At 37.0% G+C, this 23,033-nt stretch carries 17 protein-coding genes, 3 pseudogenes and 1 riboswitch; of the genes and pseudogenes, 4 read left to right on the forward strand and 16 right to left on the reverse strand.

Going from position 1 to position 23,033, the window contains the following annotated elements:
- Nucleotides 1-58: 58 nt before the first annotated feature.
- Complete coding sequence (locus V7068_RS08260; RefSeq protein ID WP_499712172.1) at nt 59-184, reverse strand: hypothetical protein; 126 nt, start codon at nt 182-184, stop codon at nt 59-61.
- Between the two features lie 158 nt (nt 185-342).
- Nucleotides 343-549 (reverse strand): CDGSH iron-sulfur domain-containing protein, encoded by a 207-nt coding sequence (locus tag V7068_RS08265; RefSeq protein WP_499712174.1) that lies wholly within the window; start codon nt 547-549, stop codon nt 343-345.
- 402 nt (nt 550-951) lie between these two features.
- Here V7068_RS08265 and V7068_RS08270 point away from each other — a divergent pair, with 402 nt between their 5' ends.
- Nucleotides 952-2,307 carry an amino acid permease gene (locus V7068_RS08270; RefSeq protein ID WP_499712176.1) on the forward strand — a complete coding sequence of 452 codons (1,356 nt, stop codon included), beginning with the start codon at nt 952-954 and terminating at the stop codon, nt 2,305-2,307.
- A 196-nt stretch (nt 2,308-2,503) separates the two neighbouring features.
- Here the strand turns inward: V7068_RS08270 and V7068_RS08275 are convergent, their stop codons facing one another.
- Together V7068_RS08275 and V7068_RS08280 are read right to left on the reverse strand one after the other, a co-directional pair.
- A complete protein-coding gene (locus V7068_RS08275) occupies nt 2,504-4,159 on the reverse strand; it encodes an outer membrane protein assembly factor BamB family protein (RefSeq protein WP_499712178.1) in 1,656 nt (551 codons plus the stop codon).
- Between the two features lie 290 nt (nt 4,160-4,449).
- Nucleotides 4,450-6,057: a tannase/feruloyl esterase family alpha/beta hydrolase gene (locus V7068_RS08280; RefSeq protein ID WP_499712180.1), complete on the reverse strand. Its 1,608-nt coding sequence runs from the start codon at nt 6,055-6,057 to the stop codon at nt 4,450-4,452.
- A gap of 307 nt (nt 6,058-6,364) precedes the next feature.
- On the opposite strand from V7068_RS08280, the gene V7068_RS08285 reads away from it, so the two are divergent.
- Complete coding sequence (locus V7068_RS08285) at nt 6,365-6,853, forward strand: CarD family transcriptional regulator (RefSeq protein WP_499712182.1); 489 nt, start codon at nt 6,365-6,367, stop codon at nt 6,851-6,853.
- A 274-nt stretch (nt 6,854-7,127) separates the two neighbouring features.
- Here the strand turns inward: V7068_RS08285 and V7068_RS08290 are convergent, their stop codons facing one another.
- The gene (locus V7068_RS08290) at nt 7,128-8,324 is read right to left on the reverse strand and encodes an MFS transporter (protein ID WP_499712184.1); all 1,197 of its coding nucleotides are present in this window, start codon (nt 8,322-8,324) and stop codon (nt 7,128-7,130) included.
- A gap of 498 nt (nt 8,325-8,822) precedes the next feature.
- The gene (locus tag V7068_RS08295; protein WP_499712186.1) at nt 8,823-9,755 is read right to left on the reverse strand and encodes a ketopantoate reductase family protein; all 933 of its coding nucleotides are present in this window, start codon (nt 9,753-9,755) and stop codon (nt 8,823-8,825) included.
- A 488-nt stretch (nt 9,756-10,243) separates the two neighbouring features.
- Here V7068_RS08295 and V7068_RS08300 point away from each other — a divergent pair, with 488 nt between their 5' ends.
- A complete protein-coding gene (locus V7068_RS08300; protein ID WP_499712188.1) occupies nt 10,244-11,245 on the forward strand; it encodes an LLM class flavin-dependent oxidoreductase in 1,002 nt (333 codons plus the stop codon).
- A 152-nt stretch (nt 11,246-11,397) separates the two neighbouring features.
- Here V7068_RS08300 and V7068_RS08305 read toward each other — a convergent pair whose 3' ends face one another.
- The 8 genes and pseudogenes from V7068_RS08305 to V7068_RS08340 all read right to left on the reverse strand — a co-directional run bounded on the left by V7068_RS08305 (nt 11,398) and on the right by V7068_RS08340 (nt 19,393).
- Nucleotides 11,398-12,933 carry an aldehyde dehydrogenase family protein gene (locus tag V7068_RS08305; protein ID WP_499712190.1) on the reverse strand — a complete coding sequence of 512 codons (1,536 nt, stop codon included), beginning with the start codon at nt 12,931-12,933 and terminating at the stop codon, nt 11,398-11,400.
- 126 nt (nt 12,934-13,059) lie between these two features.
- Nucleotides 13,060-13,428: pseudogene (locus V7068_RS08310) on the reverse strand (Glu/Leu/Phe/Val family dehydrogenase); the annotation flags it as partial.
- 6 nt (nt 13,429-13,434) lie between these two features.
- Nucleotides 13,435-13,647, reverse strand: a pseudogene (locus tag V7068_RS08315) (Glu/Leu/Phe/Val dehydrogenase dimerization domain-containing protein); the annotation flags it as partial.
- Nucleotides 13,648-14,119: 472 nt separating this feature from the next.
- Nucleotides 14,120-15,598, reverse strand: coding sequence for an alanine/glycine:cation symporter family protein (locus V7068_RS08320; protein WP_499712192.1), 1,479 nt, complete (start codon nt 15,596-15,598; stop codon nt 14,120-14,122).
- A gap of 114 nt (nt 15,599-15,712) precedes the next feature.
- On the reverse strand, nt 15,713-16,693 hold the full coding sequence (locus tag V7068_RS08325; RefSeq protein ID WP_499712194.1) for a bile acid:sodium symporter family protein: 981 nt from the start codon (nt 16,691-16,693) through the stop codon (nt 15,713-15,715).
- Between the two features lie 564 nt (nt 16,694-17,257).
- On the reverse strand, nt 17,258-17,524 hold the full coding sequence (locus tag V7068_RS08330) for a hypothetical protein (protein ID WP_499712196.1): 267 nt from the start codon (nt 17,522-17,524) through the stop codon (nt 17,258-17,260).
- Nucleotides 17,525-17,883: 359 nt separating this feature from the next.
- Nucleotides 17,884-18,018, reverse strand: a pseudogene (locus V7068_RS08335) (FMN-dependent NADH-azoreductase); the annotation flags it as partial.
- 4 nt (nt 18,019-18,022) lie between these two features.
- Nucleotides 18,023-19,393 (reverse strand): FAD-binding oxidoreductase, encoded by a 1,371-nt coding sequence (locus V7068_RS08340; protein ID WP_499712198.1) that lies wholly within the window; start codon nt 19,391-19,393, stop codon nt 18,023-18,025.
- 245 nt (nt 19,394-19,638) lie between these two features.
- Nucleotides 19,639-19,818, forward strand: a riboswitch (Lysine riboswitch).
- Between the two features lie 126 nt (nt 19,819-19,944).
- On the opposite strand from V7068_RS08340, the gene dapA reads away from it, so the two are divergent.
- Nucleotides 19,945-20,838, forward strand: coding sequence for a 4-hydroxy-tetrahydrodipicolinate synthase (dapA, locus tag V7068_RS08345; RefSeq protein ID WP_499712200.1), 894 nt, complete (start codon nt 19,945-19,947; stop codon nt 20,836-20,838).
- Between the two features lie 136 nt (nt 20,839-20,974).
- Here dapA and V7068_RS08350 read toward each other — a convergent pair whose 3' ends face one another.
- The gene (locus V7068_RS08350; RefSeq protein WP_499712202.1) at nt 20,975-21,988 is read right to left on the reverse strand and encodes a two-component system sensor histidine kinase NtrB; all 1,014 of its coding nucleotides are present in this window, start codon (nt 21,986-21,988) and stop codon (nt 20,975-20,977) included.
- A 381-nt stretch (nt 21,989-22,369) separates the two neighbouring features.
- On the reverse strand, nt 22,370-22,825 hold the full coding sequence (locus tag V7068_RS08355; RefSeq protein WP_499712204.1) for a DinB family protein: 456 nt from the start codon (nt 22,823-22,825) through the stop codon (nt 22,370-22,372).
- Between the last annotated feature and the right edge of the window lie 208 nt (nt 22,826-23,033).

The following is a 23,033-nucleotide window of genomic DNA, read 5'->3' on the forward strand; positions in this document are numbered from 1 at the left end:
TTGACAGAAGACCAATGAAGGACATTTTCTTTGGCTGATTTCCGAATTTGGTCCTTCATCACTCCGATGACGGACATTTCCTTGCTGGATTTGCTGAATTTTGTCCTTCATGACCCGGATGAAGGACATTTTCTTGCTGGATCTCTGGATTTTGTCCCTCATGACCCGGATGAAGGATTTCCATTCATTGTCCCCCTTATCCGCTTCCTAAATTTACGTTGGAAGAGTAAGCTTAATTTCAAATTTTTGTAGCCTAAAAATAAAAAAGCTACTGGTCATGTTTCAAGAACCAATAGCTCGACTTTTTAACATTCATTTGTCTAATCTTACACTATGTAAAATTTATTCTGCTCGTGGAGCACTATTGAATTCAATTTTTTTATGCGTTCCATCACAAAAGGGTTGTTTCCCGGATTGGCCGCATCGGCAAAGAGAAAAAGTATTTCCAACACTATATGCATCTCCATTACCATCTACTAGTTCAACGCTCCCATTAACGCGAATAGAACCATTATCGTTAATTTTAATAACTACCTTTTCTTGTTCCAAATGAAAGACACCTCTTTTCTATTCATTACACTTGATTACGAACTAATCTAGACAAGCATTGCACTATTTAGTAATGTGTCAAAAAGAGTAGATTTATTCCATGTATGCGCTTGAAAACATCATAATTTTATACATTATACAAAAAACTCACCAATAAATTAAAGGGTTGTGATTTTTTCATTTGATTCATGACCAATAACGTTACTACTTAATTAATCAAAATCTGCAGTAACTTCATGCCATTTCCCATATCCTACATAATCAGCATTCTCTCCATACATAACACATTCCTCTGTTCATGAAGATTTGTTACTATAAGCGTCTTATTTTGCCAAAGAAGCTTGTACATAAAACACAATCCCTTATCAAAGGATAATACTTGATATGCGAGGAGGTATGGCATTGGATTTTTTTATTCCTAGTGGTCAAAGTAAGGGTAACAAAGGTAATAAAGACGGAAATTTAAAATGGTGGCAATTGTCCTTAATAGGGGTTGGCTGTACGATTGGTACAGGTTTTTTTCTGGGGTCAGCCATTGGTATAGAAATAACAGGTCCCTCTATTGTCTTTTCCTTTTTGTTAGCAGCCATTGGAACCTATATTGTATACAACTTATTAGCTAAAATGACAGCTGAGGATCCTCAAGATGGATCGTTTTGCTACTATGCAAACAAAGCTTACGGGCGTTGGGCTGGATTTAGCTGCGGCTGGGGATATTGGAGTTCAAATATTCTCATTATGGGCAGCCAATTAACAGCTCTCTCCATCTTATCAAGATTTTGGTTACCCCATGTTCCCCTTTGGCTGTTTGCAACCGGATACGCCATTCTCTCTATTATTGTCGTGTTAACCGGCAATAAAGGTTTTGATAAAGTAGAGAATGTATTGGCCATTATTAAAACAGCCGCTATTGTTATGTTTATTATTCTTGCCGCTGCTGCCGTATTCGGGTGGATTCATGGTGATGTAAAACATGCTGGGTTTCCGAATTCAACGAAGGAACTATTTCCTGAAGGATGGAAAGGTTTTTGGTCTTCTTTAATCTATGCTTTTTACGCTTATGGAGGAATAGAAGTCATTGGACTAATGGCCATGAGATTAAAAAAGAAAGAAGACGCCCCAAAAGCGGGAATTATTATGTTAATCGTACTAGCTATCATTTATATTATTTCGCTTGGACTTGCCGTCTATATGGCTGCGCATGGAGCGTTTAATTCAAAGGAAAGTCCTTTTGTAACAGCACTCGATAAATATCATTTTAATTTTTTTCCCCATGTATTTAATGCAGCAATCATTATGGCTGGTTTTTCAACAATGACCGCTTCATTATTCGGGGTAACAACACTTCTTGTCACGCTGGCAGATGGCGGCGATGCTCCAGCTGTGTTTTCTAAAAAGATTAAAAAGTGGAAGGACCTCCCTTTCCCTTCTTTATTACTCGCAACGATTGGATTAATCGCATCCATCGTTACCGCACTATTGTTACCTGGTAAAATTTACGAGTACATTACGACAGCTGCAGGAATTTTAATTTTATTCAATTGGTCTTTCATTATTATTTCTGCTCTTCGTATTTTAGAAATAAAAGTATGGGGGAAGCTGTTAGCTTTTATCGGGATCGCCCTCATCCTTGCAGCAGTAAGCGGAACATTGGTGGAGAAAAGCATTCGCATGGGCTTTTTTGTTAGTTTGTTATTTGTCGCTATTATAGGTCTAGCTGCACTTATTATGCAAAAAAAGGTCTGGAATTCAGGGTAAACCTAAGGTGAATCCTCCTATACCTGCATGTTTAACAGCAAAATTCGCATTGTTTTTTCATAACAATCTGTTATCAACAATACTATTTAAACTTTAAAGAAGAGGTGAGTTTTCTACAAATAATTGAACAGGCCGGGGTTATTCGCCCCAGCCTGCAGTATTTTATCCTTCTCTCTCATCCAAAAAATCACGTAAACTACTTGATTTTCACTTTAAAAATCTGTCCTCCCCTGCTCGCAACAACGATAGAGTCATTAAAAATAGCAGGTGATGCTTCAATGTTGGACCCTAGATTTATCTTATTAATGACTTCTCCTGTTTTTCCATTTAACAAATACATCGTACCAATTGAATCACATTGAATCAGATAAGCTTGTCCATTTTTATCGTATACCGCCACTGGAGATGACCACGTATAACTTGGCATTTCCCATCGCCATACCTCTTCCCCAGTCGTTTTGTTAACAGCGACCATAAGCCCTGCATTCATCGTCTTGTGCCGTGCAATGGTGAAAATCGCTAAATCTTTCATTTCATTTCTTCCAATAACAGGTGTAGACAGCATGCCTCCATTGACACTTTCGTTATACATGGCGTCATACTTTTTCGTCCAAACGACTTCACCTGTTACACCATTTATTTTACGTATAAGGGAATGGCTATCACTTCCTTTTAATTTATCTACTTCTGTTCCTGTATATAGGAAAGGAATATTTTCTTCTTCCTCAATCACAATCGACGCATCTGTATCATCAGTCCCTGACAATGCCCAGATTGGTTTCATTGTCATTAAATTAATCCCTTGAATGCTGCCTCCATTATCCGCGAAAAAGGCAAGGTTTTTATAGACAGCTACAGAGTTCTCAATCCCTTGATAATCATTCCCCTTTACTTTGTAGCGATATTTAACTTGTTCTGGAGCAACCCTAATATTTTTCTCTTCCTTATTAAAAACCGTATTTAATTTAATATTATAGAATAATCCATTTTCTCCGCCGAGAATAAGAGTATCTGTTTCTCTATTCACAAGAGCAGACCCATCAAAAGCCCCCCAAGGACGATAAGCATCCGCTTCAATCCCTGGAATAAAGTGCAGCATCTCTCCATCTATTAAACTAAAAATACGAAAACCAATGTCTCCTTGCTGAGGTATTCCTTGACCGGTATAAAGTAACGGATAGCCGCGCGGATCAATGGATATACTTCCTTTAATAGGATTATGAATATTAATAGGATTTCTTGATTGTTTACCAGATTCAAGATCAAAGAAATAGATTTTTCCATCAAGACTCGCATAAATCACCTCGATGAAATTTTCCTTATGTTTAAATTCTTCCTTAAGGTTCATCATTTCTCTAATGTCTGAATCCCACTTTATAATGGCCGGCTGCCCTGTCCAACCAGCTCCACCTCCCCATTTAGGGCTTGAACCTGTGACAAATGACCATGTTTTCTCTAAAGAAACTGGATTCATTTTCACTTCACCATAACTAGAGGAATTTCTCAGATTATTTCCACGGAAGGTTAATACACCTTCCGCTTCTGTATACACCTCAGAAAACGTATGTACGGATTTTAATTCATGCAATTTATCTTTCGGAATGGTTTCATAGAGGATCTCTGGAGTTTCCTTTGGATTAATTTCAAGGAATGTTTCCTCCGTTTCGTTTACTTGCTTGATTGTTTGAGTTTTTTCTTGCGGTTCTGAAGATACAATCGGTTCATCCATTTGATTGTCTTTCGTTCTTTCACTTGCCTCAATACTTATATTTGCTTCTTTCGTTACACAAGCTGTCGTTAGAGCTAAACTGGAACAAAACAAAGATAATAATATAAATCTATTTGCTTTCAACAAGGACACCACCATTATGTTATCAATCATCTACATCTTTCTGATTAAATGTCGGAACATTTGTTACTTTTCTATAAGTAAGTCAACTTACAATATTTACCTTACTTATACCATACCAACAATGTCGCATGCCTTGTTATTTTGTCGAAAAATTCAAAATATTTTTTATTTATTAAGCAGTAAGAGCCCTACCTCAAGATTTTAGAATACTTTATTATAGAGCCTGCCCATAATCATATAAATAACTTATAGGACAGGCCCTAAAAAAATCAAAGTTCCCATGTCAAAAATTAAGGAGTTGCACAAGTAAAGTTTGCAGCCGAGTTTACATTCCCTTTTCCTTTGTACTTCGGATAGGTTGGATATTCACATAGCGGACGGGTACGACCAAAAGTATTAGCGTTTTGATCTTGTGCAACGAGATTCACAGGTCTCTTTCCATCGACTACCCATGTATCTAGTGCACCGAGTAAATCCGCTCTCATTGTAAAGGTTTCTGATCTTCTATGACCGTAGCCAGGAACCAAATAGAACTGAACAAATTGATCAAGCGAACTTTTTCCAAACTTATCGACAAGCTTGTCGTAATAATCAATCGAACTGTACGGAGTAACAATTTGGTCTGCTGTTCCGTGAAGCAAGATTAATTTCCCCCCACTGTCCTTGAATTTAGAGAGATTAGGATCAGTCGCATCAAGCAATTGCGAGGCTTTCACAATTTGATCCTTCCATTGATCTGGATTGAAATGAACAGGATTAAAATCTTTATCTCGAACAACCATATACTTAATGACTCCATCTCCTAATCTTGAGACAAAGTTCTTTCTTTTTAACGGCGATGTTCCATATTGAGAAAGTCTACTCTCACTAATGTTTGCACCCTGCAATTGAGAATATCCCGGCGTGACCGTCAATCCATTTGCAAGCGGATAGTTAAAGCGCAGTGGCGAATTGAAAAGTTTGATGATATCTACCTTCTCCTTAGAAAGATGTTTGCTTAAGAAGTTTAGAATGTGATTTGATTTCTTTGCACAAGCTGTTATATGGCTTACAATACCGTCCGCAACACCGTCCAAGGAGTCACAAACGTTAAGAACCGTTTCATTAATGAGCTTGTTTTCCGCCGGGCTAATCCATCCAGCTCCATTATTAGCGTACAATGCGTTAGCGTTTTGATTGTCCTTAATCGCCTTGGATATCCAGTTTAATGCCGGGTATAATACAATGACGCCATCATATTCTGTAGGAAAGCGTTGAACAACTTTTAACGCTTCACGCCCTCCATTCGATCTGCCAAAAAAGTAGACCTGAGATGGTTTACTGTGGTAACGTGCACCCACTAGCTCAAGAGCAACATCTTTCGTTTTTTTCAATTGATCGGAAGCGAAGTTAGCCAAGGCTTCGTCATTCAAGGCAAAGCTTCCGTCTAAGCTCTTGCCTTGATGGCCCGAGTCACTGCCAAACGTCACGTAGCCTTTCGACAAGGCATCTGGACTTGCCAAAGGCTTTCCAATGCTAGCTCCTAGACCTGTTACTAACACACCATCAAAAGCACCGCCGCCCACTTGCAATAGTTTATGGTTCCAATTCACGGGAAGATTGACTTGAAAATGAATATCCGGAGCGTTCTTATCTACTGGATGAATCGCTCCTAACACCTTACAAAACCCTCTATTTTTAGAGTATTTTCCAGTTTTCCATACGAACGTCGCGGACTGAACGGTAGCACCATTTGTAGGCAAACCAATTCGGGATGCTGGTATGCTCACGCCCTTCAGATTTGAACAGACGGATTCCCTATCTTGCGTATAAACCTCATTATTATCCAAGCTACATACTAATAAAAACACAAATGAAAGCAAAGGAAATAAAATCAAATTTTTCAATTTACTTTTCATATTCTTCCTCCCGTACCTTTCAGATTGTAAACCAATGTTAATATGTACTTTAAATAATCTCCTTAGCCTTAAATGAGAGAGGAATTTTTCAAAAACGGGAAAAACAATCCTTTATCCATTCTCTTAACTCCATACTAGCGACAGTCTATTCGCAAGGGATAGTACGCACCTATAAAAATAGTCACTTTAGGAAAATAGAACCATACTAATCAAGATTTTATGTGTTGACATCAACTAATTATCCATGGTAATATAGAAAATTTGATTAAATAATGGTTATATGCTACCATAATAAATGTAGATATATATGGAGGTGTATGGTTTGGTTCAAATTGGCGACAAAGTTTTTTATCCAATGCATGGGGCAGGTATCATTAAAGCCATTGAAGAAAGAGAAATACTAGGGAAAACAGAGGAATATTGTGTGATTAACATTCCGATTTGTAAAATGGACGTTATGATCCCGATGAACAAGATACACACATCAGGTATTCGTTCACTCGTTGATCGGAAGACGATGAAGGAAATATTATTAGATTTCCATCACGAAAAACCGCATAATTCACTTTCATGGAAAGAAAGGTATATCTCAAATCTAGAAAAAATGAAGACAGGCGATGTTCATGATTCTGTTGAAATAGTTCGCAATCTCTTGTTTCAGAGTAAGGAAAAATCGCTTAATTCAAGCGAAAGACACATGTTAAATCAAGCGCGAAGAAATTTAATTAGCGAGCTCGTTTTAATTACAGATCTCACAGAAAATCAAGCAGCTAACTTGTTGAAACTATCCAGTTAAAAACCTCTCCACCGTACATCATTTACTTGGTGTTTTTTTATTTAAAAACACTTACTCTAACCCTCAAGAAAAAAGGACAGGCAGATACGACACTAACCAATGAATTTTAATATGATTAATCGTATCTCTCCCCTTAGTACGGGGACACTTCATCTTCTACTCCTCTTAGTCGCAGCTGTAAAGTATCGATTCCGACCCAACCTAAAAAAGCTAAAACCCTCAATATAACAAGGATTCCAGCCTTTTCAATAAGATACGTCCTATGAACTTTCCTTTACGCAACTTTCTCTCTTTGTCTTACAGCCGCTTTTTTGCCGTGCACTACATAATAAATTAAAATGCCAAGAAAGACGATAACAGCCATACCTACATATAATTCACGAAACCCTGTAAGAGGTAAAATAAATCCTAATAAGAACGGGCCAACGCCAATCCCAAAATCATAGAACACAAAAAAGGTAGAGGTTGCTAACCCCATTCTGTGACTCGCCGCTTCATTAATAGCAACGGTTTGAGCACTTGATTGAAATGTACCAAAGCCAATTCCAATTACTGCTCCAGCTATAAGTAAACTAATTCCATGATGGGCCTGACTCAGGATTATCAAGCCTAGCCCAAATAAAACCAGCGATGGGTAAATGACAGCATTTTCACCTTTTACATCAAATAATCTGCCTGTTACTGGTCTAGACAGTAACAGAAAAAACGCATACATCACAAAGAAAAAACTAGCAGCATCTACTAAGTCAATTTCTATTGCATACGCAGTCAAGAAAGATAAAATACTTGAGTAAACAAAACCACAAATCGCAACAAGAATCGCAATAGGAAAGGTGCTTTTTTCAAAGAAATCACTAAAGTGCAAGCCACTCTTCATTTGAATGTTCCTTGCGGCCTTCTCTTCTTTTGGGACATGTAAAAATATAGTGGCTACTAAAGCAATGACCGAAAAAGTAGTAGTTGCCACAAAAATCATAAAATCATCGAACTTCTGGCTGATTACTAATCCTAAAAAGGGTCCGATTGCCATAGCCAAGTTCATACTTGTCGCAAAATACCCCATTCCTTCTCCACGTCGTACCGCTGGGATAATATTGGCCGCAATCGTCCCAGTAGCTGTTGTACTAATCCCAAAAGCAAAACCATGAATGAATCTGATTAATAATAAAAGCGGTAAACTATTTACTAGAAAATACAATAGCATCATGATTAGAAATAAAACTAAACCAAAAATCAGTAAATTCTTTTTCCCAACCGTTTCAATCACTTTCCCAGCAATAGGTCTAACAATGACTGCTCCAAGAACAAAAATACTAGAAGCAAGCCCTGCTTCACTTTGAGAAGCATGGAACTCCTTAATCGAATAAATCGCTAATATTACCATTAACATATAAAATGATATAAATAACAGGAAATTTGAAGTTGAAACCATTAAAAAGTCTTTCGTCCATAATTTAGGTTTGTGATTCATGATAACTCCTCTTTCTTTATTTAAACTTTTCCTTTAAACATTGAGGATTTGTAATAAGGTCTGCTTCACATACTCCTTCCATCCAATTTTGTTCACATTCATCAACTACACTTTTAGCTCCCTAATATACTTGAATCCTCCTTTCCCGCTAATCTTTACTAAAATTTTTTCAATACATTGTCGCTTCTCTAACCGATGTACAGCACGGAATCAAATAGGCTTCTCTCCACCCATATTACTAACCTGCACATTTGGTCAAAAAATGATTGTGACAAATCGCTCTTTCAACCATATAGTTACCTAGGTAACTATATACCTTTTATTTATAAATGTCCAATAAAACATATGATGTTCAACCAGTTCACTTGAACACATACTAAGTTAAAAATGAAAGAGCTCCGTTTATAAACAAAACAAAAAAATGACGTATAAGCTGCACACGTCATTTTTTCTTTTCAGTTATATGATTACAACATATTCAATTCTTTTCCGTAACGATTATAGTCCACTTGGCTTCCCGTTTTCATAAGGTTTCAATATACCATACAGCGTTTCAATAACAGGAAGAATTACATCATGTTTAGCAGCCAAACGCAGTGCGCCTCCATGTAAATGCTCAACCTCTAAAGGAAGTCCTTTTCTCATATCCTGATGCATGGAAGAGGTCGCTTCTTCGCGGAAACCTTTTAATCTAGTTGCCATCACTTCTACTTCTTGCTCTGTTAAAACAATCCCCTCTTTCTCAGCGAGCATGCTCATTTCCAAGATTACCTTTCTAGCAACGGCAAATGACGCTTCCGTACTTGTAATAAAACCTGCTGGCAGCTGCATCGCTGACGTAATTCCTGAAAACGACGTAATAAATATGTACTTTTTCCACATATGCTTTAAAATATTTTCTTCCCTTAAAATATTCGTTTTTACATCATTATGTACCGCTTCTAATTGCGCACATATTTCTGTTTGCTCGTTATGAAGAGCTCCAAATTTCACAGCACTGCTTCCACTAGTATGCTCTACGTGACCTTGTTCATTTAACGTTGCAATGATAGAGGCGAATCCTCCTAGCACTTTTTCTTTTCCAATGGCTTGCTGCAATGTTTCCAAATGCTCTATACCATTTAACAAAGGAAGTACAAACGCTCCTGTCTGCTCCACAATTGTTTGAACTTGCGGGATGGCTTGGTCAAGATGATATCCCTTTACAGCCAGTATAATTAAATCGATATTTTCAACTTGTTCAGCCTCTGTATAAACCGTTACATCTCTTGTTTCAAAGTTTCCTTCAGGGCTGTATATTTTCAACCCTTCTTTCGCTAATTGCGCTGCCCTTCCTTCTCTCACAAAAAACGAAACGTTTAAACCTGCTTCTAACAATCTCCCGCCAAAATAAGCACCTAAAGCTCCTGCACCTTGCACCAAAATATTCATCGTAGCACCAACCTTTCTTATCTCTTTTTATCTATGTTATCACGGAAGATAGGCAATACTCTAGTCACAAACTATTGAAAATCTCTCGTCCCTTAGACACCGCCTAGCCTTTCCTGAACCTCTATCCATTTGTCCTCTAAGCCATTTAGATTACTCTTACACTTTGTGATTTTCGGATAAGAATATAAGGAAAAGCATTCCCTTGCTGCTTAGGCAAAGAGATGCCTTGAATCAAAAGGATTTAAAGCTTATTTACATAAAAATTTATTGATCGATTAAGATTCTATTATTTTCAAAATAGAATCGGTTGTACCGGATATATGGAACGGAGCTGCAAGGAGTAATACATTGTTTGCGTTAAAAAGCGAACAATAAACCTTAGGGCACTTATTCCTTCATTTATTTTTCTACCCAAGCATTTAAGTTTGTTTCCACTGTTCTAATTGTTACTATAATAGTGACACTTCATGAAGAAAGGATACATTTACATGTCAAATATACAAATACCTGTATCAGTCTTAAACTTAGCTCCTATTCGTGAAGGACAAAGTGCGAAAGAAGCTATCGAGGCAATGATCGATTTAGCGCAAGCGACTGAGAAGATGGGCTATACACGATATTGGATTGCTGAGCATCATAACACACCAACATTAGTGAGTTCAGCGACTTCTATTTTAATTAAACACACTTTAGAGCATACAGAACATATACGTGTTGGGTCTGGCGGAATTATGCTGCCTAACCACTCTCCTTTAGTCGTTGCCGAACAATTCGGAACGATGGCAACCATCTATCCTAATCGATTGGACTTAGGTCTTGGCCGAGCTCCGGGCACGGATATGATGACCGCAAATGCACTAAGACGAGCTCAAAAGGATTCTGTCTATACATTTCCGAACGATGTTCAGGCATTGCTTACGTATTTTGGACCTGAAGAGCTTCAAAGTTATGTAAAAGCTTATCCAGGTGTTGGAACAAATATCCCAATCTATATCCTCGGTTCTTCGACGGATTCTGCCGTTCTAGCAGCTAAACTAGGCTTGCCCTATGTATTCGCTTCTCACTTCGCACCAAGATACATGGAGGAAGCTATTTCTATTTATCGCGACCGATTCGAGCCATCTCCATACTTAGACTCTCCATATATGATAGTCTGCTTGAATGTGATTGCCGCTGAAAGCGACGAAGAAGCTACATTCGAATCAACCACCATGCAGCAGTTTTTCCTAAATGTTGTTCGCGGCTCTCAAACACCGTTACAACCTCCTGTTGAAAACATGGATCACATTTGGAGTCAGCCTGAGAAAGAAATGGCTACATCGATGTCCAGCGTGACTTTGTTAGGAAGTAAAGATTCAATCCGAAAACAGTTAACGAATTTTCAAGAGAAATATAACGTCGATGAAATCATGGCCGTATCTTATATTTATGATGGTAACAAACAAAAACGGTCTTATGAGATTCTAAAAGAAATCGTGGATGGCAAATAAAGATATGCATTTGAACACGCTGTGATTTTTGGATCCTACGCGTGTGAGAATAGATTACTTGAACTTAACAATACAACAAATATACCTGTATTGAGATGATGTGCCCCTCAATACAGGTATATTAAAATAAACTATTCTTTTAATACTGATGTTTAATAATTATCAATTTGAGCTCTTTGTAGTTTACCGCTGTAATCGACATAAATAGATTTCCATTCAGTGTATACATCTAAGGATGCTTCACCAGAATCTCGATGACCATTACCAGTCCCTTTCGTTCCGCCAAATGGAAGGTGAATCTCAGCTCCTGTTGTTCCTGCATTCACATAGACAATTCCTGTATCCAAATCTCTCATAGCTTGGAAGGCTCGGTTAACGTCAGCAGTGAAAATCGCACTGGATAGACCAAATTCCACATCATTATTTACTTCAATAGCTTCTTCTAAACTACTAACTGAAATAATAGAAACTACAGGTCCAAATATTTCTTCTTTTGCAATTCGCATATCCGGTGTTACATTTGTAAAGATTGTAGGAGCGTAGAAGTTTCCTCGGTCTAAACCATTTCCAGTGACAATATATCCACCAGCAAGAAGTTTAGCCCCCTCATCCTTACCAATTTGAACATACTCATCAATTTGCTTTAGTGCAGAACGATTAATAACCGGACCAACTTTCACTGTTTCATCAAGACCATTACCTAATGTCAATTCTCCAATGCGATCTACTAGTTTTCTTTCTAATGCTTCCTTAACCTTGTCGTGTACAATAATACGACTAGTTGCTGTACATCTTTGACCGCTCGTTCCAAAAGCACTCCACAAAATCCCATCTACGGCAAGATCAAGATCAGCATCTTCTAAAACAGTCACTGCGTTCTTGCCGCCCATTTCGAGAGATGTTCGCTTTAACAGCGCACCTGCCCGTTCATTAATTTGTTTACCAACTTCATTAGAACCTGTAAAGGAAATCAAATCGATATCTGGATGATCTACCATCGCATTTCCGACAACGCTGCCTGACCCATGAACTAAATTAATAAGACCTTTTGGTAATCCTGCCTCTTCATAAATACGGACAAATTCTTGAGCAACTGCCGGAGTTTCAGTTGCTGGTTTCCAAACAACCGCATTTCCCGCTACAAGTGCAGGAAGTGACTTCCAAGATGCAATGGCAATTGGAAAATTCCATGGTGTAATTAATCCTGCAATGCCGATTGGTACACGTACACTCATCGCAAATTTATTACGAAGCTCAGATGGGACGGTATCTCCAAAAAGTCGTCTTCCTTCACCAGCCATATAAAATGCCATATCAATTGCTTCTTGAACTTCTCCTCTTGCTTCATCAATGACTTTTCCCATTTCGCTTGTAAGAACTCGTGCTATTTGTTCTTTTCTATCCTTAAGTAAACCAGCTACCTTATATAAGAATTCTGCTCGCTCTGGAGCTGGTACTAGGCGCCAAGATTTTTGAGCAACTTTAGCCGCTTTAACAGCACGGTTTACATCTTCTTCAGTGGATTGTGTCACCTCTCCCAATACTTCTCCATTTGCCGGATTGAAAACAGGAACAAACTTCCCAGATGATGATTCGACCCATTCTCCGTTAATGTAATTTAAATATTTCCCCTTATTTTTCTCCTCAGAAAATGTATCTGCATTTTTCTTTGCTACTAATTCAGCCATATGTTTCTCCCCCAATAGTTTATTTTTTAAAATATTAACTTTATTAAACAATATTGTTAGATTACTCGTGTGAGATCGTAGCCTCACATAAATAGTCTGAATTATCATAAAATTAATCTTATATAATTACACCCATCCTCTCCATTTCATGGCTTGGGATACCTTTTCTAGTCCTACCATATACGCTGCCACTCTCATGTTTACACGCTTATTAACCGACATAGAATGTATTTTATGAAAGGAGGAAATCATTATTTTTTCTAACCTTTCTATCACCTCTTCGTGCTCCCAATATAATCCTTGATTATTTTGAACCCATTCAAAATACGAAACAACCACCCCTCCTGAATTAGCTAATACATCTGGTACAATTAATACTCCCTTTTCATTCAATATTTCCGTTGCTTTATTCGTTGTTGGTCCATTTGCTGCTTCTACTATTAGTTTTGCTTTTATATCATTAACATTGCCTTCATTAATTTGGTTCTCTATCGCATCATTATGCTGCGAACGATAACCGGTAAACACCTGAACCGACCCATCATCCATTTTTACAGGAATGCGAACAGTCAAGAAGCGTAACGGTTCTTTTAGTAATTCATAAGTTACTTGATCGAAATGTAAATGCTGAAGTGCTTGTTTGACCACCTGCTGGGTTGATTGTAGTAAAGAATCGGATTGGGCTATTAATTCTTTAATCTTCATTTCACTCATTTTGCATTCTCCTCATCAATAATCGTCAAACTATTTCATAGGCATTTTTAATCGACTAGGGTATGAATTACCATTTCGGCACCTATGTATGCTCCGATGTTTTATGCATTTACTAAAATGACTGTCTATTACTTTGTTAGTTATTAATAGCTTATAATTAATTTACCAATTAATTGTTAACTCAACTATGTACAATCTATACAAAAAGCAGTGGTATTTAAGTGCAGACTTTGTTAGTTTTTCCCTATATATCTCCAACTTGTTAAATCGACATAAGAAGGTTGATTGGAATACACTGTTGATAAAGAATCCATTATGTTGATTTTTCCACTTTAATCAATGTTTTTTAAGAAAAGTGTGTCAGCCAGTATTCTTATCGTAGTATCGTAGTACCAAGACACAAAAAATAAAAGACGCTCCAAATTCAAAAATCAAATTTGAAACATCTTTTATTCACTAGACAAATATATTATTATATAACATCTTCCGAATCTCGCTCTTCCTTATGCTTTGTAATATTATTATATTTTTCTTCCCAAAATTCCGCATTTTTTATTCCTAATTTTCGAGGATTAAAAACAGGCGTTTTCCCTTCTTTATGCTGTACTTCATAATCTTTTAACACTTTAAGAGCTGGTTTCGTTAGAAATAGAATAAAGAATAAATTCAGCCAAGCGATTGAACCTAAACCGATATCACCGATGGCCCATGCTATTTGTGCTGTATTTATTGAACTAAAATATACAGAAGCTAAAAAGCCTATTTTTAAACCCATAATCAGCCATGACGTTTTTATTTTACGACCAATATAGACGAGATTTGTTTCCGCCATATAATAAAACGCAAGTAACGTAGTAAAAGCAAAGAAAAGCAATGTAATGGCTACAAAGGCAGCTCCAAAACCAGGTATAACCGATTCAACAGCTTGTTGCGTATAAAGAGTACCAGCCTCTGTGTTTGTTAAATTCATGACAAGCGGTTCGCTGCCTTCAGGTGTCACATTATACATTCCCGTTATGAGGATCATAAATGCGGTTGCTGAGCAGACAAGTAACGTATCAACATAAACAGAAAAAGATTGTACTAGCCCCTGCTTGGCAGGATGTGAAACCTCTGCTGCACCGCTTGCATAAGTATCCATTCCTGTCCCAGCTGCATTCGAATAAACACCCCTCATAACCCCAAAAGAAATAGCTGAACCTACCAACCCTCCAAATACAGCATGCGTACCGAAAGCACTTGAGAAGATAAGAGAGATGACATCCGGTAATTCACCAAGATTAGAAAACACAATAAACAAACTCATTAAAATATAGGCGATTGCCATAAAAGGAACAAGAATTTCCGCAGTACGGGCAATACGAGTAACAGCTCCAAAGATAATAATTCCTAGGATAATCACCAAGCCTATTCCGGAGAAAGCAGGATGAATACCAAATGCATACTCTAAAGCTGTAGAGATCGTATTCGCCTGTGCACCAGGTAAGAAAAGACCTGTAGCAACGGCAAAGATGATCGCAAAGATAACGGCACACCATTTTAAATTCAGACCTTTTTCAATATAGTAGGATGCTCCCCCACGATATTGGCTGCCTTCTTTTGTTTTGTAAACTTGCCCTAGAGTCGTTTCAATAAAAGCTGTACTTGCTCCGAGAAAAGCCATAACCCAAATCCAAAAGACGGCTCCAGGACCTCCGAACGCAATGGCTGTAGCAACACCGGCAATATTCCCCACCCCTATTTTATTACCAAGAGATAGATTAAAAGCTTGAAAAGAGGAAACTCCCTCTTCAGACGCTTTATCTTTAAATAAGAGCTGAAACATATGCTTTAAGTTTCTAATCTGCGTAAATCTCGTAACAATGGAATAAAATATCCCAACACCTAAACAAAAGAACACTAACGCATTACTCCAAACTACTCCATTTATCCAGTTTACTACTTGCTCCATCGCATCATCTCCCCTAATTATTCCCTTTTAATAAAAAAAAAGGAATACAAAGGTTAAGAATATAGCTAAATTTCATAATAATATTAAGAATAAATGATTAAAAATTTGTATATTTTATCCTACAACCTGCGAATACTTACTATCAGACGCTTTAGCCTGTTTCTTATCATGGCACGCGATTAGCTTTCCACATAAAGAAGCTAAAACTTGTTGAAATAGCATTCCTAAAACAACAGGTAAAACTACTTTAGGAGGGAAATACGTACTGGCTATTACAGTTCCCGCACTAATATTTCTCATTCCACCTGTAAAAGCTACAGATACGGCTACATCTCTATTCCATTTAAATGCCCTAGCAGTAATCCAGCTCAAAAAATATCCTGTAATAGCAATGATAACAACGGTACCTGCAATAAAGACAATTCTCCCATTCATTTCTCTAAAATAATGCGATACAATACCCCCATTAATCATAACAATCGTAGCGATCCCCAATTTTGAAAAAACGGCTAATTTCGCTCCTAATATAGGCTGTATTCTCCCTTTAGTCATATGGTTCAGACACATGGCCAGTACAGAGGGAATAACAATCATAAGAATTAAATCCGTCATTAATTTATACGTATCTATTTCTACCTGCTGTACCGTAATAACCGATAAACTAAATGGTACAATAATCGGTGACATAAGTGTGTCTAATAATATAATAGAAAGAGCAACCGGGACACTTCCTTTATACATAACCACCCATATGAAACTAGTAATTCCAGTTGGAATAACAACAGACAGAATTAATCCAGTCATTGTGTCAAAATCGCCAGCAAATAAAAGATGACCGATTCCCCAAGCGATACCTGGCATAATCACATGTAAGATCATCATTACTAATATGATTGGAAATGGATTATGTAGAGCCATTGTTAATTGTTTAAAATTAGACCCGAGACTCCCAGAGAAAGTCATTACAGCGAATATCCAAGGTATAAGAAATTTAACTTCTTTCATAGAATCCCCAATAAAAATACCAATTAATAAACTTGAAGGTATCATAATCGGTAAAAATCTCCCTAGAATACTATTTAATTTGTCAAACATCCTTTTTCATCTCAATCATCCATCCCTTTAGTAGACTAGCTTGTTATAGCACTTTACTTCTAGATTGGCAACCTTAACTATTCTCTTACTTTACATTTATCTATTTAAACTATTATAAGACTATATATCATTTTTACAAAAAGTGGAATGTTTTCGTTTAAAAAACTGTTCCCTTACACTTTTCTTTTCATAATGAAAATTAACACTGCTACTAACACTTAGTCATTTGTCAACGAAGCAACTAACTGCAGTTGTACACACTTCGTCTATACTTTTTTCACTAATTTTAATATAGATTTTGTAAAAGCAGCCGTTAATATAGAACACGCTAATCGTGAAATTAATTGAAAATACCTAAAAGCATTAAAAACCAAAAAAGCTCAAATCCTGAACATCCAAGAATCCCCGCCCTGCCAACTTTCTAAACTATTTTTCTATTAAGAAGAAGCACAACGCCAACTCCAAATTCGGAAGCATGACATTCAATATTTACTGTCGTCCCTTTCACAGACTTCATGATTAAAGTGGAGAGCCAAGTAGTCTCTCCACTGATTAATGAGGATTCTATTCATTAAATGAAACAGGCGAGCCAGTTGAAGTATGTTGATTCACCCAGTCAAGCGATACTTTGGAAACATCTTGCCAGTCAGGTATTTCTGATTTATGCTGCTCTACCCAACTCATACAATATTGCGGGTCGATATTATTTTCCTGGCATTGTTCTAAGAACGACTGAATGTTTGAATCTGTACAATTTTCCCATGTTCCGCAAGTAGTTGTAAAAAGAGTCTCCATTTTCATTTGTATATCAAGTTCCTTATCATTAACCATGATTGATTCCTCCTTTTATTAAAACTAAGATAAGCATGTTAGCATTAACAACATTAAGTATGTTCAAAGGATTATTTACGCCTTTGGCTGCTGTATTAATTATTATCCCAATGATTGCCGCCATTATAACTGTACACAGAAAAAAATGGTTTGTTTTCAGATAAAGGTGGCATAGAATATAATCTAATATTAATCACTATCGCATCAGGCATCACTTTAACTGACCCTGGTTCTTTATCTTTAGATGCACTCTATGATATCGATTTTTGGTAAGTTTAATGTTTTCACATTGAAGAAACCTTTAACTACAAAATAAAACCAGCACAAATGACTATGCTGGTTTGCTACACAATATTCATTTAGAAGTTTCCTACAACCTTTTCTAAACCAGTTTCAATGATTTCTTCTGCTCGGTCAGGATACTGGTTATGCCCTTCAATAATAACTGTTTCTGAATCTGTGATTCCCCAAGCTTGAACATACTTAATAGCCAATAGATTATCTTTGTGGATTAATGTTATGGTTATGACGGAATCTATTACTTGGATCGTACGTTTTCTTTACCTCTACTAAGCGCTCATAGTTTTCTTGAAATGCATTAGTCGTTACATCGTCGCTTACACCGACTCCATTAAGATACGAGGCATTTTTGTAGGAAAACGGGAGCAGTCCTCCATATACGGAATCTACCCATTGTTTACATACAGCATCGTCTCCAGCCATAGCCATTACATCAACCAGCAGGACAAACTTTGCATTTCGGATGGCAAATGGCGTTGCATAAACAGGTACTCGATTCATTTTTCCGCCAAGCGCCCACAGCTGAACAAGGATGCTTGGAGCCGGCGCATTGTCTATTTTATAGAGGAGCTGCTCAATGACTGTATCATCCAATTCATCAAAGAAAAGAGAGCTTCCATAAACAGGTACGGTTTTTGGCACCATTGGGTCTAGCTTCTTTTGGAACTCTACAAATGGGACTACCCCTGTTTGATCAACAATTGGTTCTGCTAACTCGCGAAGCGGTTGAATGACTGTTTGGCCTTCTTTCGCATCACCTGCATAGATTCCTAAAAGCATGATTACCTTTTTATGATGTAAAAATTCAGGTAAAAACGGGGCAGGCGGCAGCACAGCAGCTGTTATATTAAGAGAAACTGCTTCATCAGGAGCTTGGGCCAAAAATTGTTGAACTTTGTTTAAGATGTCTTTTGCATCCTTAAAATCGTACATCACATCCAAAGCCAAAACTTCTGGACCTACGGCATGCAAGGCAAACTCAAATCTAGTAACGACCCCAAAATTTCCGCCGCCTCCGCGGATTGCCCAAAATAAATCTTGATGATTCTTTTCATTAACCTCAAGCACAACACCGTCTGCTGTTACGACTCTTGCACCAACAAGATTGTCACAAGTTAACCCGTACTTCCCTCTTAAATAACCAATACCGCCATTTAGAGCTAACCCTGCAACACCTGTTTCGGAAACCGTTCCAGTAGGAACTGCCAGTCCATACTTTTGAGTTTCAAGATCTATATCTCCAAGAGTGGCTCCACCTTCTACAACAGCCACTTGTCTCTTTTCATCTACTGTTACTTTTCTCATATGTGATAAGTCAATCATTACCCCATCATCACAAACAGCAAGGCCGGCTACATGGTGTCCCCCACCGCGAATCGAAATAGATAATTCATTTTCCTTCGCAAACTGTACAGCTGCAATCACATCATCTTCTGACTCACAAACTACTATTGCGGCTGGTTTTCTATCAATTACAGCATTCCAAACCCTTCTTACTTCATCATAACGCACATCATTTGGACGTATTAATCGACTGCCTACATGCTTCTCAAGGGTACTATACATCATGTAATCACTCCTATCCTTTATATTTGAACACTAGTTCATTGTTACCATATAATTTTACCATTATTTAGTAAATTTTTCACAAAATTCTGTAATCATAATTACACCCATAGTCATACTCTCAAACTAGTTGACATAGATTCTTCAAAAAGTAAAAGGGACAAACACTAACTTTTCATTGCAATCAAGTAAAAAAACTGGTATCATCTAACATAATTAAATATTCACTTATTTCAATATTTTTTTGAAGTAAGGATAGAGGAGCAAAGACCATAAGTACGCACTGGGAGGATGATGAGATCCAATGACGATTGCGAAAAGGGGAATTTGCCGAAGTGGAAAGAATCTCATATTTCTTGAAGCTGGTTCTGTTATTGAATAAATACAGAACTGTCATATAGGAAACTATATGGAGGGCTATCTTACGCACAGAAATAATTTTTGTTACATATTGTTTCTACTGCAGCAGCGAAGCCCCGTTGTTGCTTTTTCGCGTTTATCGTTAATCGCCCTTCTCCCTCTATATAAAAATCATTAAAGGACGTGGAGAAGTAATGAATTTCGGACAAATTTTAACTGCAATGGTAACCCCATTTGATCACAATGGTGAGATTGATTTTAATGCTGCAAGAAACTTAATCAATTATTTAATTGACAATGGTACAGACGGTTTAGTAGTTGCGGGTACAACTGGAGAATCCCCTACATTAACGACGGAAGAAAAAGTAGAATTATTCAAATTTGTCGTTGAAGTTGTGAATGGAAGAATTCCTGTTATTGCTGGTACTGGCTCTTATAACACTAAAGCCTCTATCGATTTAACGAAGCTTGCAGAACAAGCAGGGGTCGATGGAATTATGCTTGTTGCTCCATACTACAATAAACCTTCTCAAGAGGGATTATATCAACACTTTAAAGCAATTGCTGAGTCAACGTCATTACCGGTTATGCTGTATAATATACCAGGACGCAGCGTTGTCAATATTTCTGTTGAGACTGTCGTTCGCCTTGCACAGATTCCAAATATTGTTTCCATTAAAGATGCAAGCGGCAACTTAGATGCGATGACTGCAATTATCAGCCAAACACCGGAAGATTTTTCATTGTACAGCGGTGATGATGGTTTAACTTTGCCAGTATTATCGATTGGCGGCACGGGAGTAATCTCAGTTGCTTCTCACATTATAGGCAATGAAATGCAAGCAATGATTGAAAATTTCAAAAATGGGAAGCTCCAAGAAGCTGCTCTAGCTCACCGCAGTCTTCTCCCAATTATAAAAGCACTATTTGCTGCACCAAATCCATCACCGGTAAAAGCAGCATTAAATCTAAAAGGGACTCATGTCGGCGGCGTTCGCTTACCAATCATTCCTCTAAACGATGAAGAAACAAGTGCCTTACAACAAGCACTGCAAGTACTGAATGTAAAGGAAGAAACGATTTCTTAAACAAGTTTTCTAGAACTTTATGAGAAATTTTTAACTCGTCCAAACGAGATATACATTTCAACCAAAAAGGTGCTGACCTCCCCCACATGTAGGTATTACTGTAAGGGAAGTCAGCACTCATATTTGAAAGCAAGTTTTAATTTAAAAAACAAATATTGAAAGTAGTTCCATTAGAGCTCGAGCTATAACTTATTTCAGCGTTATTTCTTTTAGCAATTGAAAAACAAATAGACAAACCTAAACCTGTACCGCTTTCTTTTGAAGTTACAAAAGGCACTGATATTTTATCAAAAATATCGGATGGTATCCCTGCCCCTTCATCCTGTATTGATAAAATCACATTATTATGTTCAACTAAACTAATAATTCGAACTGATTGTCCTTTGCTCATAGCATCTAAAGAATTATTGACCAAATTTATAAGTAATTGTCGAATTTCATTTTTATCAACATTTAATTTTGGGATTTTACCTAACTCTAATTTTATGTACTTCCCTTCTCGTATGGCTCTTGTTTCAAGTAAAGGAACTATAGTAGTGATTATATCGTTCAGATTACAATATTCTACTTTATTTGGCTTTTCCTTAGATAAATCGAGGAAATTCGTAATAATTTCATTTACACGATTGACCTCGTCTATCATCAACTGAAAAATATCTTTGTATTTTCCTAATTCTTCATTATTCTCCATTAACTGCAAGAAACCTTTAATAGTAGTCATAGGATTTCTTACTTCATGAGCAACCCCCGCTGCCATCTCCGCGATAATCTTTAATTGGTCATAGTATCTTTGTTTTTCCTCATCTTTTTTTCTTTTTGTTATATCGTTAAAAAGGAGAAATATTCCATATTTATTCGGAAACACCTTAATTTCCATAGGTATTTTTGAATATTCTGTAACGGTCTCGAAGCATTGTACGGTTTGTTCCCTATAAGCCTTATTATATAGTTCGTATATAATTGTTTCTTTATATTTAGGTAGAACATCCCACTGACACTTATGCATCACTTCTTCCTTTGGCTTTTCAAGTAAAGCTTCTCCTGCCTTGTTAATGAACTCAACCTCCATTTTAGAATTTAAAAAACAGCATCCCTCGGAAATATTATCTAATATCTCTAACATTTTTTGGTTTAATATTGTATCAATCACTCTCACCACTTATCTTAAATATTTAACCACTATTAAAACGGAATAAATCTATCGTTTATTTTAAATAATTTTCGACAAAATCCTGCACTTTCCCTCCTTGTCCTAATCTGCTCCGTTCGTGCAATCAGAAAAATCAAAACCCCTTCATAAGATATTCCGGTCCATCTTTTTATAAACAGTTCAACTCCGCTTCAAATCAATAAAAAATCTGATGGATAATGTTTTAATAGATGATTCACCGTCTCTACTCCAGCACGTTCTGCTTCAAGTAATGCATTCAAAGGCTCAATTAATGGTTGCTTTTCACCCATGTTCTTTTCCCCTGTATCATACTAATTTTTTTGATCAGCAATTCAATATACATGTTCCCTAGCAGTCATTCTAAAAAAGCTTTTTCACCCGTCTTATTTGTTCAATATGAGTATCAATATGTTCAATAGAATGCTGAAAAATCTCTTTAAAAGTGAGTTGTCCAGCTTGATTATGTGTCCCAATTCGTAAATAATCCTGTTCAGTTACATGTTGAAGAATAGGTAGAAAACTTTCGCGCATAGATTTGAACAGTTGTAGATACAATTGATGGTCGATATGTTGGGAATTTAAACGGGTTGTCCACAAATCCTGTTCAAAGGCTGTCAGGATAGGATTTCCCTCTGATAAAACCGCTTTCATTCGGTGGATATGCACCAATTCCGCATCCGAAATATGGATAATAATCTCCCTGATGCTCCAGCTTTTTTCAGATGGCTTAAACAATAGTTGCTCTTCAGTGAGCCCTTCAAGTTCTTTAACAATCTTAAAGTATCCTTGTTTGTATTGTTCAATTAGTTGTTCCACTCAAAATCCCTCCCTTACCAATTATTATATCAAACTTAGTATGCCTGCATATTACCACAAAAGTAAATAATTCACTATTTTTCAATTGATTAATAATTTAACTCTTTATAAAAAGAAAGAGCGCAATTCCTACTCTGGAATTGCACCCGTTCTCGAAATATTGAAATATAAAAGAGAAAATCGTTATTGTGAAATATGATACACATCA

Source organism: Bacillus sp. JJ634 (assembly GCF_036962285.1).
Taxonomy (GTDB): domain Bacteria; phylum Bacillota; class Bacilli; order Bacillales; family DSM-1321; genus Peribacillus; species Peribacillus asahii_A.

Coding starts and splice junctions, on each gene's coding strand:
- V7068_RS08295 (WP_499712186.1), bottom strand. CDS start 9,755: ATGAATATTTTGGTGCAAGGTGCAGGAGCTTTAGGTGCTTATTTTGGC.
- V7068_RS08325 (WP_499712194.1), bottom strand. CDS start 16,693: ATGTTTGACAAATTAAATAGTATTCTAGGGAGATTTTTACCGATTATG.
- V7068_RS08320 (WP_499712192.1), bottom strand. CDS start 15,598: ATGGAGCAAGTAGTAAACTGGATAAATGGAGTAGTTTGGAGTAATGCG.
- V7068_RS08300 (WP_499712188.1), top strand. CDS start 10,244: ATGTCAAATATACAAATACCTGTATCAGTCTTAAACTTAGCTCCTATT.
- V7068_RS08280 (WP_499712180.1), bottom strand. CDS start 6,057: ATGAAAAGTAAATTGAAAAATTTGATTTTATTTCCTTTGCTTTCATTT.
- V7068_RS08305 (WP_499712190.1), bottom strand. CDS start 12,933: ATGGCTGAATTAGTAGCAAAGAAAAATGCAGATACATTTTCTGAGGAG.
- V7068_RS08290 (WP_499712184.1), bottom strand. CDS start 8,324: ATGAATCACAAACCTAAATTATGGACGAAAGACTTTTTAATGGTTTCA.
- dapA (WP_499712200.1), top strand. CDS start 19,945: ATGAATTTCGGACAAATTTTAACTGCAATGGTAACCCCATTTGATCAC.
- V7068_RS08340 (WP_499712198.1), bottom strand. CDS start 19,393: ATGATGTATAGTACCCTTGAGAAGCATGTAGGCAGTCGATTAATACGT.
- V7068_RS08330 (WP_499712196.1), bottom strand. CDS start 17,524: ATGGTTAATGATAAGGAACTTGATATACAAATGAAAATGGAGACTCTT.
- V7068_RS08285 (WP_499712182.1), top strand. CDS start 6,365: ATGGAGGTGTATGGTTTGGTTCAAATTGGCGACAAAGTTTTTTATCCA.
- V7068_RS08260 (WP_499712172.1), bottom strand. CDS start 184: ATGGAAATCCTTCATCCGGGTCATGAGGGACAAAATCCAGAGATCCAG.